Origin of the sequence: Inquilinus sp. KBS0705, assembly GCA_005938025.2 — a bacterium.
Classification (GTDB): domain Bacteria; phylum Bacteroidota; class Bacteroidia; order Sphingobacteriales; family Sphingobacteriaceae; genus Mucilaginibacter.
Window position 1 is genome coordinate 858660 of the sequence record VCCI02000001.1, and the last position, 16078, is coordinate 874737.

General features: G+C 43.0%; 11 protein-coding genes. 2 read left to right on the plus strand and 9 right to left on the minus strand.

The features are described from left to right. Positions 1-137 precede the first annotated feature (137 nt). From FFF34_003845 to FFF34_003860, 4 genes are read right to left on the minus strand one after another with little or no spacing between them, the layout of a single operon-like run. Positions 138-2282: a lipopolysaccharide biosynthesis protein gene (locus FFF34_003845; GenBank protein TSD66548.1), complete on the minus strand. Its 2145-nt coding sequence runs from the start codon at positions 2280-2282 to the stop codon at positions 138-140. 2 nt (positions 2283-2284) lie between these two features. Continuing rightward, positions 2285-2968 carry a TolC family protein gene (locus FFF34_003850; protein ID TSD66549.1) on the minus strand — a complete coding sequence of 228 codons (684 nt, stop codon included), beginning with the start codon at positions 2966-2968 and terminating at the stop codon, positions 2285-2287. A gap of 3 nt (positions 2969-2971) precedes the next feature. Next, positions 2972-4063, minus strand: a complete 1092-nt coding sequence (locus FFF34_003855; GenBank protein ID TSD66550.1) for a sugar transferase — start codon at positions 4061-4063, stop codon at positions 2972-2974. After that, positions 4044-4430, minus strand: coding sequence for a response regulator (locus FFF34_003860; protein TSD66551.1), 387 nt, complete (start codon positions 4428-4430; stop codon positions 4044-4046). The genes FFF34_003855 and FFF34_003860 overlap by 20 nt, the downstream gene beginning before the upstream one ends. Positions 4431-4722: 292 nt before the next feature. On the opposite strand from FFF34_003860, the gene FFF34_003865 reads away from it, so the two are divergent. Next, on the plus strand, positions 4723-6219 hold the full coding sequence (locus FFF34_003865) for a gluconokinase (GenBank protein ID TSD66552.1): 1497 nt from the start codon (positions 4723-4725) through the stop codon (positions 6217-6219). Here FFF34_003865 and FFF34_003870 read toward each other — a convergent pair. The 5 genes from FFF34_003870 to proB all read right to left on the minus strand — a co-directional run bounded on the left by FFF34_003870 (position 6216) and on the right by proB (position 12831). Continuing rightward, positions 6216-6620 carry a hypothetical protein gene (locus FFF34_003870; GenBank protein ID TSD66553.1) on the minus strand — a complete coding sequence of 135 codons (405 nt, stop codon included), beginning with the start codon at positions 6618-6620 and terminating at the stop codon, positions 6216-6218. The genes FFF34_003865 and FFF34_003870 overlap by 4 nt on opposite strands. A 45-nt stretch (positions 6621-6665) precedes the next feature. Then, a complete protein-coding gene (gene topA / locus FFF34_003875) occupies positions 6666-9068 on the minus strand; it encodes a type I DNA topoisomerase (GenBank protein ID TSD66554.1) in 2403 nt (800 codons plus the stop codon). 189 nt (positions 9069-9257) lie between these two features. After that, positions 9258-10346, minus strand: a complete 1089-nt coding sequence (gene mnmA, locus FFF34_003880) for a tRNA 2-thiouridine(34) synthase MnmA (GenBank protein ID TSD66555.1) — start codon at positions 10344-10346, stop codon at positions 9258-9260. Between the two features lie 158 nt (positions 10347-10504). Beyond that, positions 10505-11749: a glutamate-5-semialdehyde dehydrogenase gene (locus FFF34_003885; protein TSD66556.1), complete on the minus strand. Its 1245-nt coding sequence runs from the start codon at positions 11747-11749 to the stop codon at positions 10505-10507. Positions 11750-11751: 2 nt separating this feature from the next. Beyond that, positions 11752-12831, minus strand: coding sequence for a glutamate 5-kinase (gene proB, locus FFF34_003890; GenBank protein ID TSD66557.1), 1080 nt, complete (start codon positions 12829-12831; stop codon positions 11752-11754). 272 nt (positions 12832-13103) lie between these two features. Here proB and FFF34_003895 point away from each other — a divergent pair, with 272 nt between their 5' ends. After that, a complete protein-coding gene (locus FFF34_003895; GenBank protein TSD66558.1) occupies positions 13104-16064 on the plus strand; it encodes an energy transducer TonB in 2961 nt (986 codons plus the stop codon). Positions 16065-16078: the final 14 nt, after the last annotated feature.

Genomic DNA, 16078 nt, shown 5'->3' on the forward strand with positions numbered 1-16078 from the left:
GCTATTGATGCCTTGCGTGTTTTTTGTTGTAAAGGTGTTAGCTCTTTAAAAATATCTTCCTCGTCTTGCTTTGGTATAATTTTCATTTTAAGCAGCTAATAGGTTTACTAATATGGCAATGATAAAGGCAACCCGCCTTAATCGTTAGTAAAGGTGGTTTTATTTAATATCCATCCGGCAAATTTGCTGTTCAGGCTTCTTAAATAGTTTATATCTTCTTTTTGCAGCTTCAAAATAGATTTATTAGACTCAAAAACCGCAACTATTTTGTTGGCGAATAGCAACCACTCTTTAGATTTATTCATGGATGATAAAGGCGGCGTTTCGATAATGATGATATCATACTTCAACTTAAGTTCGTTAAATTTACTGCGTATGAATTTCTCGTCGCTTACTTCCAGCAGGGTAACGTCGCCGCCATGTGTACCAAATACGTTGGTTGTGTTGCTAAATGGCTCGTAATTATCGGGGTTGTTTTTAAAATAATTTTCCAGGTAAACTTTTGGTTGTGCTGTGTTGGTAATGGTTGGGTTATCAAAGTTACCATCAATAAGTAAAACCTTTTTATTGATCATGGAGTAGGAGTAGGCCAGGCTTATGGCCAATACCGTTTTACCATCACCATTGTTTAAACTGGTAATACCCAACACTTTTTCGCCGCGCAGTTCCTGGTCAATTTCAAACCTGATAGAGCGTATCAGCTCTTTAAATTGCTTCATTCTTTCGCGGTGTTCAACATCCCAAAGCTTTTTTAGATCAATGGTTCCGCCAATGGTATTTAAGTAGCCCAGCAATGGCAGTTTAGTAGCATTAACCAATTGTACAGGTTCTTTAATAGCGTCATCCATAAAGAATTTAATGAACAACACAACTACACATAATACCAATGCCACAATGCCGCTTAAGGCTATCAGCAGCATTTTCTTTGAAGGTTCGGCCGCATCGGGTGTGGCAGTTTCTATTTGCCTTAGTTTGATGGAGTTTGACGATTGCAGGTTGGTAGCATTAAATTTTGCCAATACATCCAGGTATTCGCGGCTGGCAATGTCAATTTCAAAATTGTAGGTTTTCACCGTGGCATCAAAAGGTACAAGCCTGTTAAACTTTGCATTAAGGTCGGCTAAAGAGTTATTTATAGCACCCAGGCCGTATTTTGCTACGTCGCGGGTTACTTCAAGCGTTAGTTTTTGTTTAACCAGGTCATCTTTACCTATAAGCGGGTTGGTGATATACTTGTCAGATGATTGGTTGATCTGTGTGGCAAGCGTGCTGGTTAACGAGTCGATAGACGCTTTATACCTTGGGTTAAAATTGCTGCTTACATATTTATCGGTAAGCTTATGCAGCTGATCCTGGGTACTTACTATAGCCTGGTTGTACCTGGTTACCGCCGACTCCATGTACTTACGGTCCTGCGGGTCAAATTTCTTTTCGATGTTATTAATGGCACCTGTATAAGAGGCCACATCTTTTTCGGCCTGGCGTTTACGGTCGTTAAAAACCATTATCTGGTCAAATATCGATCGCGACTGTTCTTCCAGGTTTAACACCCCGTTGTCTATCTTGTATTTTTGTAACGCGGCGGTTTTCTTATTTAGCAGTTTGCGTTTCTCGTCAAGCAAGCCCGAAAGATAGTTTACCGCGTCTGTTTCGTTTTGCCTTATGGTATTGCTGTAATAGCTAATAAATTGGCTGCATAACGTATTTACCACAAAGGCAGATAGCTGTGGGTTGTTAGATTCGTAGTAAACGGTAATAAAATCGCTGTCTTCATCACGGTTTATAAATAAGCCCTGTGTTAACGAACGCTCATCGTACCCCATTGAGCGCAGTAATTGGCTCAGGCCATATTCATCCGGATCGTAATAAGACAAGGGTTCCATCTTATTAAACTTATCGGTATAAACCTGAATAGCATGCGCCTTGGCAGCAGCATTCATGGTTAAGTATAGCTTGCTATATGCTTTAAAAGGTTTAGGGTCTTGCAAGTCATGTATCATTAACTGGTAAGATACCTGGTTGGTTATCTTTTTCAGTTTCATGATCTCTATAAGGTTGCTAAACTCGTGGCCTACCGATTGCTCTTTGGCAGCACCTGTGGGGTCGGCATCCAGCAAATGGCGCGATTGATCGACTATACCGGTAGCTATCTGCGCGGTTGATACATATTTATCTGCAAGGTTTTTAACGGCAAAATAGGATATAACAACAGTAACCAGCGGAATTATGATCAGCAGTAGCTTTTGTTTCCATAAATACTTAAAAAAATTCCCTAACTCCATTTTTATTTAACCTCTTCCAATTTAACACCCAAAATTTCTTCAAGGTTAGCTTTCGCTGTTAACATGGCCAATTCAGACTGCACTTTAAACGAGTTTTGATTATAAAGGCTGGTAAGCGCCTCGTTGTATACCTGGAACGTAGTTTCGCCTTTTTGAAAAGTATACTTAAGTTGTTTAACGGCGGTTTCGCCATCAACAACTGCATTGGCACGTACCCGCAATTCGGCCTGTGCCGCCAGGAAACTGTAGTAAAGGCGTTTTACATTAGCCTCGATAGTTAAGTTGTAGGTGCTTTGTTGATATTGGGCAACTTCGTAGGATGCGCGTGCGCCTTTTACAGCAAATGGTTTTGACAGCAACGTACCCAGGTTTAAGGAGATGCTTAACTGGTAACCATTAAAAATAGTAGGCGTTATCACGTTAACCGTTTGGCGCGGGCTGTAAATGTACGACGCTGTAAACGCATCTAACCACATCATTTTTGATTGGTTTAAGGCGCTTTTAGCCAAGTTAACCTGTGCTTGCCTTGCTTTTACCTCCGGATAGTTACGCTTTGCGGTAGCAATAAGCTTTTCGAGGTAGTTGTAATTAATATCGGCTATAAAACTTTCCTGGGCGTGTAATTTGCTGTTAAAAAGGCAGCCCAGTAAAAATACAATGCTGAAAAACTTCAACGTTATGTTCATGTGTTATACTTTCTCTTTTTGAAATAAAGCAGGTACGGTACCTATAATGATCTTTACGTCCAACCAAAACGAATATTTTTGGGCATAAAAATTATCCAGCTTTTTTCTTTCTCTCTCGCTCATATCCTCTTTACCACGTTTGCTTATTTGCCACAAGCCTGTTAAACCGGCAGGGCCCAAAAAGCGCATCGACCATTCGTTAGAAGTCAGCATTTCTGCTTCGTATACGGGTAGGGGCCTGTTGCCAACAACAGACATATCGCCTCTTAAAATGTTAAATAACTGCGGCAATTCGTCTAAACTCGAATTACGCAAGAAATTACCCAGCTTAGTAACGCGTGGATCGTTTTTTATTTTAACAAAGGCCGATTTTGTTGTTCCTTCTTCTTCAACAGCATATTGGTTGTTAGTCACCGCCATTTGTGCCAATAGTTGATCGGCATCGGTACGCATCGACCGGAATTTGTAAAAATCAAACACTTTGTAACCGGTACCTACGCGTTTACTTTTATAAAAAACCGGGCCTTTTGAATCGAGCTTCACCGCTATGGCTATAATTAAAAATAAAGGCCATAAAAAGAACAGCATAGTGCCCGATATAAACAGATCAAGGAAGCGTTTACCGGCCGGCATACGGTAGGTAGTATCAACTTCCTGCGATAACTCAAGCAAGCGGGGGCGGATAAGTTTAAACCTAACCAAAAAATTCAACCGCTCACGAATATCTGAAGTTGAAAATGGATAGGCATACAGGTCATGTATTTTTAAGGACATGGCGCGTTGTACCAGTTTTTTATCGGCACGGGTTGACAGCATAACGATGATCAAACCGTTCATTAAAAAGTTCTTCCTTAATTTTTCAACCAGTTCAAAGCACTTTTCGTCTTTATCAACCTCAACCAAAATAATATCGGGGATAGACAGAATGGATTGATCGCCCAAATAGGCATCCAGATCCGCCAGGGTATCATTAAAATTTATACGAAAATGTGGTGCAAGGTCGGCTGTTATCAATTCCCTTAACTCCAAACCCGCGTATGCTATCCTGACCTGGCTACCCGAGTTTTCGTTCCAATCAGTTGCTTTCTGCATCATAAACTTCTAATACTTGGTTAATAGCTGTTTTTAGCGTTGTTGGGTTAAAGGGCTTGTGTATGTAAGCATCTATCTTAAAGGGCATATTGGCCACTTGTTCATCAAGGTCATGGGCTGCAGAAAGCATAATAACCGGTATATCGCGGTAAAAACCACTTATTTTTACATTTTTTAAAAACGATTGTCCATCAAAATAAGGCATCTGCAGATCAGATATGATCAGAGTAGGCATATTGCCGTCTTCCAGCCAGCCAAAAGCTTCAACACCGTTATTTTTAACTACTATTTCATAATCTTTTGACAATATAAAGTTGAGTAGTTTTAATATACTCAAGTCATCATCAACAATAAGAAGTGTTTTTTTCATGCCGATCATTATCGTAGTCTGCTATAAATATGACACTTTTAATTTAAAAAACTGTAATAATCACATAGCTTATGCAGTGTTTTTGCAAATAGCATTTTGTTAACTCGTTATCCTACAGATAACTATAAGTTTATCAATTTAGGTTTTTTATTTAAAAGTATATTTTTTATTTGTTAGTGAATTAATTTTATAATGTTTTAAAGCCCAAATGTTAACAAATAATGCCGGTGTGGATTATTAAACTAATATATTCGGCTTCGTTTACGTATACGCTTATCATAAGGTTATAGCAATGCAAAATTACTTTGTTGGTATTGATTTAGGCACAGGCAGCACAAAAGCGGTAGCGGTTGACGTTACCGGTAAAGTACTATATACTGCGCAAAAACATTATCCAACACTTAACCCTAAGCCCGGCCACAGTGTGCAAAACCCATGCCTGATATGGGATGCCTTTGTTTATTGCCTAAACCAAATAACCCAAAAGCTTAGTAACGCACCCGCCGCAGTTAGCTTTAGTGCTGCTATGCACAGCATTATGCCTGTTAACGAAGCAGGGGAGCCATTAGCTGACGCTATTTTGTGGTCCGACTCGCGTAGTGGGGATATTGCACAAAGTATACGCGATTCTACACAAGGTGAGGATATTTATCACCACACGGGGACCGCAATATATGCCATGTCGCCTTTGTGCAAGTTGGTTTGGCTGCATGTAAACAGCAAAGACCTGTTTGATAGCGCATATAAATTCATATCTGTTAAAGAGTATATATGGTACCGGCTGTTCAATTGCTTTGAGGTAGATTATTCGATAGCATCGGCAACCGGACTGTTTGATGTTGTAGCCTTACAATGGTATTTGCCGGCCTGTAAATTGGCCGCTATTGATGCCGGACGATTATCGACGCCCGTTAATACCGATCATAAACGCTTTTTGCCTGCTGTTAATCCATTGCTGCCGGGTATAACCACACAAACAGCCTTCGTGATTGGTGCCAGCGATGGCTGTTGTGCTAACCTGGGTGGTAATGCTGTGCGCAACGGTATTGCGGCCTTAACCATTGGTACCAGCGGCGCTGTAAGAGTGGGCAGCGATAAGCCCATTTACAACTATAAGGCCATGACCTTTAATTACCTGCTTAATGCTAAAACATTTATATGTGGCGGAGCAGTAAATAATGGCGGAGCCGCAGCAGATTGGCTAATAAAAAGCTTTTTGAAAATAACCAACGTTACCCCCGAAACCTATGAACAGGTTTTTGCCGAAATATACAGTGTCGCAGCCGGTAGTAATGGCTTAATGTTTTTGCCGTATTTGTATGCCGAGCGCGCGCCTATATGGGATGCTAAAAGTTCAGGGGCTTTTGTAAATATTAATTTTTCGCACCAGCAGCAGCACTTTTTAAGGGCAGCCTTAGAGGGTATATGCTTTGCCTTATGGGATGTTTTAAAAGCGGTGGAAGATTCGTCAAGCCTGGTAGAGGAGGTGGTAATAAGCGGCGGCTTTATATCGTCGCCGGTTTGGGTGCAGTTGCTGGCCGATGTGCTGGGTAAAAAACTGGTAGTTATGCAAAGCGAAGATGCATCAGCCATCGGCACCATTTACCTGGCTATGGAAGCGCTGGGCATTAACTACAAAACGATACAAGATAAGGATGCCCAAGACAAGGTTACCATATACCCCGATATGGCCAAACACGACCATTATTTACAGTTGTTCCCTGTTTATAAAAAGCTTTATAACGATTTAAAAGACAGTATGCACATGTTGCATACATTAAACCATTAAAGTATCATTACACCCGGTTTATTCACTACCGGCAGTTTTATAAAGTTTTCATCTACAATACTTTCCGGAAGGAATATAAACTTTTTGTCGAATATCTCGCGGCCGATATAATAGCTCAGCCAGTACTCATTATTCAGCCCGAATGTTTGCTCATCAATAGGCTCTATCAGCTTAAAAGAGTTGGCACCAACAAGTGGGAACGAGTGGCGTAGAATAGAGGTTTTTACCTGCTCGCCATTCTTTTCGCCATAGCCTTTTGAGGTGATGAGCACGTTTTCCAGCGGCTCATTTTTAAGGTTGATAAGATATACATACCATACCTTGCTTTCGACATTTTCGCTTTCAAGCGCTACAGCAATGGCTATGTCTTTTACTATATTTTTAGGGATATCCTTTATCATGTAGTTGCATTAGTTTAAGTGCCGGCCGGTAACCGGACCACCAACTTACTTCTTTTTAGCAACGGCCTTTTTCTTAGCAGGGGCTTTTTTGGTTGCTGCCGGTTTTGCGGCTGCTACGGTTTTGCCAAACCTGCCTTTTTTAGCATCCTTAGGCATGGCATCGGCAAGGGCCTTGCATTCTTCAAAAGTTAGGGTTAGCGGGTCTTTATCCTTTGGTATTTTAACGTTTAGTTTGCCAAATTCAATATATGGGCCCCACCGCCCGTTTAAAACTTTTACAGTTTCGTCCTCGTCAAAGGCCTTTATCAATCGCTCCGCATCTTTTTTACGTTTAGCTTCTATCAGTTCAATGGCTTCGGCTTCGGTAACATCAAGCGGGTCTATCTCTTTTGGTAACGATATAAAGGCACTGTTGTGGCTTATATATGGCCCAAAACGGCCGATAGCAACCTTCATAACTTTGCCTTCGTATTCGCCTACTACTTTTGGCAGTTTAAACAATTCCAGCGCTTCTTCAAGAGTAATGGTTTCTATACTCTGGCCGGTGCGCAAGCTGGCGTATAAAGGCTTATCTTCTTTGTTTTCGTCGGTAGCGCTTTCGCCTACCTGTACAAACGGGCCATAACGACCAATACGTACCGACATTTTTTTGCCACTGTCCGGGTGTACACCTAATTCACGCTCGCCGGTAGCTTTATTGGCGGTCTCGATGGTGTTTTGTACGTCGTTATGAAAAGGATCATAAAAAGTACGCATCATTTTGGTCCAATCCTGTAGGCCCTGCGCTATTTCGTCAAATTGCTTTTCAACACTGGCAGTAAAGTTAAAATCAACAATACCTTTAAAATGCTGCACCAAAAAGTCGTTTACCACCGCGCCAATATCCGTTGGGAATAATTTGCCACGTTCGGCACCTGTGTTTTCAGTTTTGGTCTCTTTGGTGATGTTTTCACCTTTTAAGGTCATCACCCTAAAAGCCCTTTGGCGGCCTTCGCGTTCTTCTTTAACCACGTAACCGCGGTTTTGTATGGTAGATATGGTAGGGGCATAGGTTGATGGACGTCCTATACCTAATTCTTCTAACTTTTTAACCAGGCTTGCCTCAGTATAACGTGCAGGCGGGCGCGAGAAACGTTCGGTAGCGCTTAATTCCTGCAGGTCTAACACCTGGCCTTTGGTTAATGGCGGCAGTATGGCGTTTTCGCCGTCGGCAGTTTGGTTGTCTTCGTCTTCGTCGCTGCTTTCCAGGTATACCTTTAAAAAGCCATCAAACTTCATTACCTCACCGTTGGCAACCAATTCTTCTTTACGTGTTGATATAGCGATCTTTGCAACAGTTTTCTCAAACTGAGCTTCACTCATTTGCGAAGCTATTGCACGTTTCCATATCAGCTCATATAAACGCTTTTCGGAGTTGTCGCCATCAATGGTATGCTTGCTGAAATAAGTGGGGCGTATAGCTTCGTGGGCCTCTTGCGCGCCCGCGCTTTTAGTTTTATACTTGCGTTGCTGGTGATATTTATCGCCATAGGCCGATACTATTTCGCTTGCCGCGGCTTGTAATGCGGTATCAGATAAGTTAACCGAATCTGTACGCATGTAGGTGATATTACCCGATTCGTATAATTTTTGTGCCACTTGCATGGTACGCGATACCGAGTAGCCCAGTTTACGACTTGCTTCCTGCTGAAGGGTAGAGGTAGTAAATGGTGCAGCCGGCGAACGCTTGGCAGGCCTGGTCTCTAACGATTTGATATCGAAAATGGCCTTTACACAATCCTGCAAAAACTTTTCGGCATCTTCCTGTTTGGTAAAACGCTCGGGCAGTTCGGCCTTAAAGGCATTTCTGCCGGTGCCGAATATGGCTACCACTTTAAAAGCGGCTTCCGACTGGAATTTATTTACCTCGCGTTCACGGTCGACTATTAACCTTACGGCAACTGATTGTACACGCCCCGCTGATAGCGATGGTTTAACTTTTTTCCATAACACCGGCGATAGTTCAAAACCTACCAGCCTGTCTAAAACGCGGCGGGCCTGTTGTGCATTTACCAGGTTATAATCTATTTTGCGCGGATTTTCTATCGCGCGCATAATGGCCGGTTTGGTTATCTCGTGGAAAACAATGCGGCGGGTATCGGGTTCTTTTAAGCCTAATGTTTCAAATAAGTGCCATGATATGGCTTCTCCCTCGCGGTCCTCATCGGATGCGAGCCATACAATGTCTGCTTCTTTCGCTAATTTCTTTAACTCGCTTACTATCTGCTTCTTATCTGCAGGTACCTCATATTTTTGGTTGAAATTGTGAGCTATATCAATGGCGTCTTCTGACTTCACCAGGTCGCGGATATGGCCGTAACTTGATTTTACGGTGAAATCTTTGCCCAGGTAACCTTCGATCGTTTTGGCTTTCGCCGGTGATTCAACTATGAGTAAATTTTTAGCCATTAAGCGCTTTGTTTTTTGCAAAGAAAACATAAAATGCATAAGAAACGCAAATTATTTATGCTGTTGAAAAGTTACAATGTTTTAAAGTTGTAATGTTTTGGTACTGTACCGTTAAATAAATTAGTATTTGAAGGTTAGCGAAAATTGGAAGATTTCAGCCTTATAACCTTACCATATTGCAACGGGGGCTTATATCAAAAATCCGCCGCCCAGCAGGTCGTTGCCTTCGTAAAATACAGCAGATTGCCCCGGTGCAATACCCGATACGGCATGGTCGAAAGACACTTTCATGTGGTCGCTTATTTGCACAATGGTGCTTTGCGCGCCGGCATCTTTATAGCGTATTTTGGTTACGGCTTCAATAGGTTCGTTAATATTGGCGTATTTAACCAAATTAAGGTTACGTACCCATGCTTCTTTACGCTCTAATTCTTCGGGCGTGCCTAAAACAACGGTGTTGGTAGCGGGCTCAATTTTAGTTACAAACATTGGTTTACCTAATGCAATGCCTAAGCCTTTACGCTGACCTATAGTATAATAAGGATAGCCCTGGTGTTTACCCACTACGGTGCCATCTGTCAGCACAAAATTGCCCGGGCCAACACGTTCGTCAAGGTCTTCAACCTTATGCCTTAAAAAGGCCCTGTAGTCGTTATCGGGCACAAAGCATATCTCGTAGCTTTCGCTTTTGCCGGCTAATTCCAGCTGGCCCATATCAACGGCCATCTGGCGGATCTCGGGTTTAGAGAAACTACCCAGGGGAAATTTAGTACGCGACAGGTTTTCCTGCGATACACCCCAAAGTACGTATGATTGATCTTTATTCTCGTCTTTACCCTTTGATATCACATAACGGCCGCTATCTTGTAAGCGGATGTTGGCATAATGCCCTGTGGCTATAAATTCGCAATCCAGTTTATCGGCACGTTTTAAAAGGGCCTCCCATTTAATGTGGGTGTTACAAAGCACGCATGGGTTAGGGGTGCGGCCGGCTAAATACTCGTCAACAAAGTTATCTATTACAAAATCGCCAAACTCGTTGCGTATATCCAGTATATAATGCGGAAAGCCATAGCCAACGGCCAGGGCGCGGGCATCATTTATGCTATCTAAGCTACAGCAGCCGGTTTCTTTTGAGCTGCCGCCGCTTGCGGCATAGTCCCAGGTTTTCATGGTTAGGCCAATGACCTCATAGCCCTGCTCGTGCAGCATTACTGCCGCTACAGAACTATCAACCCCGCCGCTCATTGCCACTAATATCCTACCGTGCTTACTCATATTGAGCGCAAAGATAAGGTTTTACAGTTTATGGTGTTTATGGCTTGGGTCAGAGGAGGGTAAAATGAGAAGGGGTGAAATATCGAACGCCGAATAAGAAATGATGAATAATGAAGTGCATTTACACTTCGTTATTGGAATTCTGCATTCATTATTCATTATTTTCGTATTTGTCCATTTCCCTTTACTATCCATTTATAACTGGTCAGTTCTTCTAAACCCATAGGGCCGCGGGCATGCAGTTTTTGGGTGCTGATGCCAATTTCGGCACCTAAGCCAAACTGGGCACCGTCGGTAAAGGCGGTTGAGGTATTTACATACACAGCAGCGGCATCAACCCGGTTTAAAAAGGTTTCGATATTCACCTCATCTTCAGATATAATGGCCTCGCTGTGTTTAGAACTATTTACAGCAATATGCTGTAATGCTTCGAGTAATGAGCTAACCGTTTTTACGGCCATTTTCATGGCTAAAAACTCGGTGCCAAAATGTTCGGGTTTGGCTTCTTCTAAAAATTCGGCAGGATATAGGCCATCTAAAACCGCATAGGCCGCCTTATCCGCATAAATAAGTACTTGCTTTTTAGCAAGCGGCTCGGCAATGTGCACCAGGTCACCTAGGCGTTTGCTGTTGATGATAAGGCAATCCAACGCGTTACAAACGCTTACCCGGCGGGTTTTGGCATTATCTATTATAGCAATGGCTTTATCTAAATCGCCGGTTTCATCAAAGTAGGTGTGCACAATGCCTGCACCGGTTTCAATCACGGGTACTTTACTGTTAACCCTAACATAATTGATTAAACTTTGGCTGCCCCGGGGTATCAACACATCTACATAACCTACCGCGTTTAGTAAAGCCTCGGTAGCTTCGCGCTCAATAGGTAACAGGGTGGTGGCGTTAACATCAATACCATGCTGCCTTAAAACACCGTGTATAACACTCATAATGGCCCTGTTTGATGCATCAGCATCGCTGCCGCCCTTTAATATGCTGATGTTGCCGGTTTTAAAGCACAACGCAAATACATCAAAGGTTACATTTGGCCTTGCCTCGTATATTACGCCAACAACACCCAAAGGCACCCTTACTTTTTTTATTTGCAGGCCATTGGGCAGTGTTTTATCTGAGAGTACATTCCCCAGCGGACTATCCAAACCTGCTACCGTTTTAATATCATTGGCAATGGCTTCAATGCGCTGTGCCGTTAGCTTTAACCTGTCGTATTTGGGGTCGGCAGGGTCCATGCGGTCAAGGTCTTTTTGGTTTGCTGCAAGCAAAAAATCAGTTTGCTCCACAGCGGCTTTAGCCACATCAAGCAAAATTTTAGCTATAGCGGCAGGGGCCAGGTTAAGGTTTCTGGCTGCTGTAAGCGCGTTGTCAAAATATGATTGGTAAGTCATTTCTATCCCTGTAAATAAAGATAATCATAATGCACCAGCGCCCGCTGGTTTTTTTTGCCCAGCATTTCGCGGGCCTTTTCGGCACCGTATTCGGCAAGGCCCAGACCTATGGTTTTGTTGTTTTCGTCTACTATCTTAATGATCTCGCCTTTTTTAAAGTCGGATACGATACAGGTAATACCCACCGGTAATAAGCTTGATGCTTTATTAGATATTAACGCTGCCTTGGCACCTTCGTTTACCTGTACAACGCCTGTAGCTGCATTTTCTGAATGCGCCAGCCATTTCTTTTTCCCTGATGCTTTTTTGTTGGGCACAAAACGGGTATGTACCACTTTATCGGCTAATACGTCCGTAAGTATGTTTTCTTTTGTACCATTGGCAATGTGTACTGCTATGCCCAATTGCGCCACCTTGTGGGCTATGGTCGATTTAGTGATCATGCCGCCACGCCCAAACTGCGAACGCCCCGAGCTAACGAACGCCGAAAAATCAATTCCCCCGCCTTCCACCTCACTTATAACGGCAGAGCCTTCCAGTTTAGGGTCGCCGTTATATATGCCGTCGACATTAGTTAGTACAATTAATGCCTGTGCGTTAAGCATAGATGCTATTAACCCTGCCAGCTCATCATTATCGGTAAACATCAATTCCGTTACCGATACCACATCATTTTCGTTTACTACCGGTATTACCTGGTGCTGCAATAACAATTCGAGGCAGTTGCGCATGTTTAAATAGTGCAGCCTGTCCCTAAAATCTTCTTTGGTAACCAACACCTGGGAACAAAGTATATCAAATTGCTCGAACAGGTGCGAGTAGGTGTTGATGAGCTTTACCTGGCCTATAGATGCCAGTAACTGGCGCGTAGCAACCGCATCGTATTTATCGGTGACGCTTATTAAACTCCTGCCTGATGCAACGGCACCCGATGATACCAGTATCACCTCTTTACCTTGCTTTTTTATCTCGGCTATCTGGTTTACTAAATGGGCTATGCGCTCCGCATCGGGCAAGCCATCACCCCGCGTTATCACGTTCGAACCTATTTTAATTATAATGCGCCGGTAATTAAATGCCATTAATGTATATCGGTTTAGTCGTCAATATTACTGATTTATAGCTAAAGGGCGACTGTTTTGGGTATTATTTTGAAAAATAATAAAAAATAATTTGGTGGATATTAAAGATTTAATAATTTTGTCTACTTATTCTATAGACAATGTATTATTTGCTTACATCTTCTTCTGTCCAAATGTGTAAAATGCAGTGCCTAACTGCATGCTGTTGTTGTTAATACGCACAGCTACAATACCTTATCAACCTTATTTTTTATTTCTTTCAACCTTATTACATGAAAATTTTTACGAATTTTATAAAACTTACTGCGCTTTTTTTGGTGCTTTTGCCCACGGTGGGCCTGGCACAGCTTAACGGCACCTACGTGTTAAGCGGTAAAGTAAACGATGAACACGGCTTGCCGTTGGTAGGTACTACAGTATCTATAAAAGGTACCAATTACAGCACCGCTACCGATACCACCGGTAAATTTTCGCTAACTACTACTGCTAAATTGCCCTTTACATTGGTTTTTAGCGCAATAGGCTTTCAGCCACAGGAATTTTATATCAAAAATGCCAATAGCGCATTAAATATTCAGCTTACCTCACAAAACCTGTTAATTAACGAGGTGGTGGTTACCGCATCGCGCAGGGAAGAAAAATTGCTAAAATCGCCGGTTGCTATCGACAAACTGAGCCTTACCGCGCTTAAGCAATCCCCCGGCCCAAGTTTTTACGACGCGCTGGAGAACGTTAAAGGCGTGCAGATGACCACTACCAGTATCACCCTTAAAGTACCTAATACCCGCGGGTTTAACAGCCCTAACAACTTTAGGTTTATGCAACTGGTAGATGGTGTTGATATGCAGTCTGCTACCTTAGGTGTACCGCTGGGCAACGCCATTGGCCCCACCGAGCTGGATATTGCCAGTATCGAAATTACGCCGGGTGCAGCAGCAGCTTTATATGGTACAAATGCTATAAACGGCCTCTCGAACCTGCAAACAAAAGACCCGTTCAAATACCAGGGATTAAGTTTTTACCACCGCACAGGTATTAACCATGTGGATGGGATAGGTATTGACCCCAGTGCCATAAACGAAGACGCGATAAGATTTGCCAAGGCTTTTAACGACAAATTCGCGTTTAAAATTAATGCCAGCTACTTAAGCGGTAAAGACTGGCAATCAAACACCCGCCGTGATCAAAACCCGGGTAATTTAAAAACGGCTAACCCCGCTTACCCTGAGTTGACAGGAGCTAACAATGCGGCTTACGACGGCTGGAACAAGTATGGCGATGATGCTCTTGCAGGCAGTAATACCGTATCTATTAAAGGTATTGTGGTTGATGGTGTAGCAAGGCCTAACCTAACCGTTGCCCGTACCGGTTACAACGAAGTTGATCTGGTAGACCCTAAAGTAACCAACTTTAAACTGGATGGTACACTGGCCTATAAAATTACCCCAACTACCCAATTATCATATACCTACCGCTATGGTACTATGGACGGAGTGTTTCAGCGGGGAAATAAAATATCCTTGAATGGTGCTTCGGTGCAAAACCATAAGCTGGAGTTAAAGGGTACCGATTTCCTGATACGTGCATACGAGTCGATAGAAAATACAGGGAAATCGTTTAACGTAAAACCCCTTGCAGATAACCTTGACCTTAACCACGCCAGTAATAATGCATGGGCTACCAGTTATACCAATGCGCTAAATGCTTACGCGGCTTCGCATGGTGGGGCTTTAACATCGGCTAATTTGGCTGCTGCAAACGCGGCAGCACGTACCGCTGCGGATGCAGGTAGGGTAGAACCCGGAACACAAGCCTTTACCGACCTGCGTAATACTATCATCGGTATCAATAACTGGGATATCAAATCGAGCCTTATACCTAATGCACCGGTAACCGGTGGTGCCGCGCTGGTACAAAAAAGCCATTTATTTAACGGTGAGGCACAATGGGACCTGAGCAATAAAGTAAAGGTTGTTGATGTGTTAGTTGGTGGTGATATTCGTGTTTACCGCATAACCCCTGATGGTAATAACTTTGTTGATTTTAGCCGCTCCATCGCAGATAGAAACACGCCTTTGCCTGATGGCAGTTTCGGCGACGATGTTATCTACAAAAAATATGGTGCCTTTACCCAGGTTACTAAAACGCTGTTCGACGAAAAGTTAAAATTATTCGGGTCTATCCGCTGGGATTACAACCCATATTTCGACCCTAAGTTTACACCTCGTTTGGCTGCGGTTTACTCGCCAAATCAACAACACAACTTTAGGTTCACTTTTCAAAACGGCTACCGTTTCCCATCATTATTTGAAGCATTATCATACGTAAATAATGGCCGCGTAAAACGCGTGGGCAGTCTTGATTTTATAAACGAGGGCTTAGGTTACCTTGATAACAGTTATACGCAGTCTTCAGTAACCGCATTTAACGCTGCTGTTAAAGCTGCGCCGGGTAGCGCAAGCGGTACTGATGCAACTGCCTTAGCTAACAGGGGGCTATTAAAAGTTGCCGACCTGCCTAAGGCAAGGCCCGAGCAAATTACATCGTACGAGGTAGGTTACAAAGGCATTTTTGCCGATAACAAAGTGTTCCTTGATATAGATGCCTATACTAACCGCTATGATGGATTTTTAGGCCAGGTGCAAGTATTTGTGCCCAACGCAGCCAAAGTAGGCTCAGACGCCGCTGTATTAGCTATGCTCGACATTAACCGCGACCCAACGACAGCCACCGCGACAAACGCTGCTAGTGCCGGGCAAAGCAGGTACCGCGTGTACACCAATGCTAAAAACATTTATCACAACTACGGCTCATCGGCGGGGTTAAGCTATAATTTTTATAAACGCTATACCGTATCGGGCAACGTAAGCTTTAACAAATTGAAGGCGCAGCAACAGTCGGACATTTTTGTTACCGGGTTTAATACACCAAAATGGTCGGGTAACTTCTCATTCGGTAACCGCGAGGTGGTTAAAAATGTAGGCTTTAACGTAGTTTACAAATGGCAGGAGAGTTTCTTGTGGGAGAGCCCGCTGGTTACCGGTACGGTAGATGCTATACACACAGTTGACGCGCAGGTTACCTTTAGGGTGCCGGTTTACTATGCAACCTTTAAAATAGGTGCGACAGATATATTTAATAAACGCTATATACAATACGCAGGCGGCCCAACAATTGGTGGCATTTACTATGCTTCGGTTACACTTGATGGCTTGCTGAGCGGCAAGAATTAGTTTTGAATTTTTTT

Bases quoted from the DNA above. Each gene is read 5' to 3' on its own strand.
- mnmA (TSD66555.1), bottom strand. From the start codon at position 10,346: ATGAGTAAGCACGGTAGGATATTAGTGGCAATGAGCGGCGGGGTTGAT.
- FFF34_003895 (TSD66558.1), top strand. From the start codon at position 13,104: ATGAAAATTTTTACGAATTTTATAAAACTTACTGCGCTTTTTTTGGTG.
- FFF34_003865 (TSD66552.1), top strand. From the start codon at position 4,723: ATGCAAAATTACTTTGTTGGTATTGATTTAGGCACAGGCAGCACAAAA.
- FFF34_003870 (TSD66553.1), bottom strand. From the start codon at position 6,620: ATGATAAAGGATATCCCTAAAAATATAGTAAAAGACATAGCCATTGCT.
- FFF34_003850 (TSD66549.1), bottom strand. From the start codon at position 2,968: ATGAACATAACGTTGAAGTTTTTCAGCATTGTATTTTTACTGGGCTGC.
- FFF34_003860 (TSD66551.1), bottom strand. From the start codon at position 4,430: ATGAAAAAAACACTTCTTATTGTTGATGATGACTTGAGTATATTAAAA.
- FFF34_003845 (TSD66548.1), bottom strand. From the start codon at position 2,282: ATGGAGTTAGGGAATTTTTTTAAGTATTTATGGAAACAAAAGCTACTG.
- proB (TSD66557.1), bottom strand. From the start codon at position 12,831: ATGGCATTTAATTACCGGCGCATTATAATTAAAATAGGTTCGAACGTG.
- topA (TSD66554.1), bottom strand. From the start codon at position 9,068: ATGGCTAAAAATTTACTCATAGTTGAATCACCGGCGAAAGCCAAAACG.
- FFF34_003885 (TSD66556.1), bottom strand. From the start codon at position 11,749: ATGACTTACCAATCATATTTTGACAACGCGCTTACAGCAGCCAGAAAC.
- FFF34_003855 (TSD66550.1), bottom strand. From the start codon at position 4,063: ATGATGCAGAAAGCAACTGATTGGAACGAAAACTCGGGTAGCCAGGTC.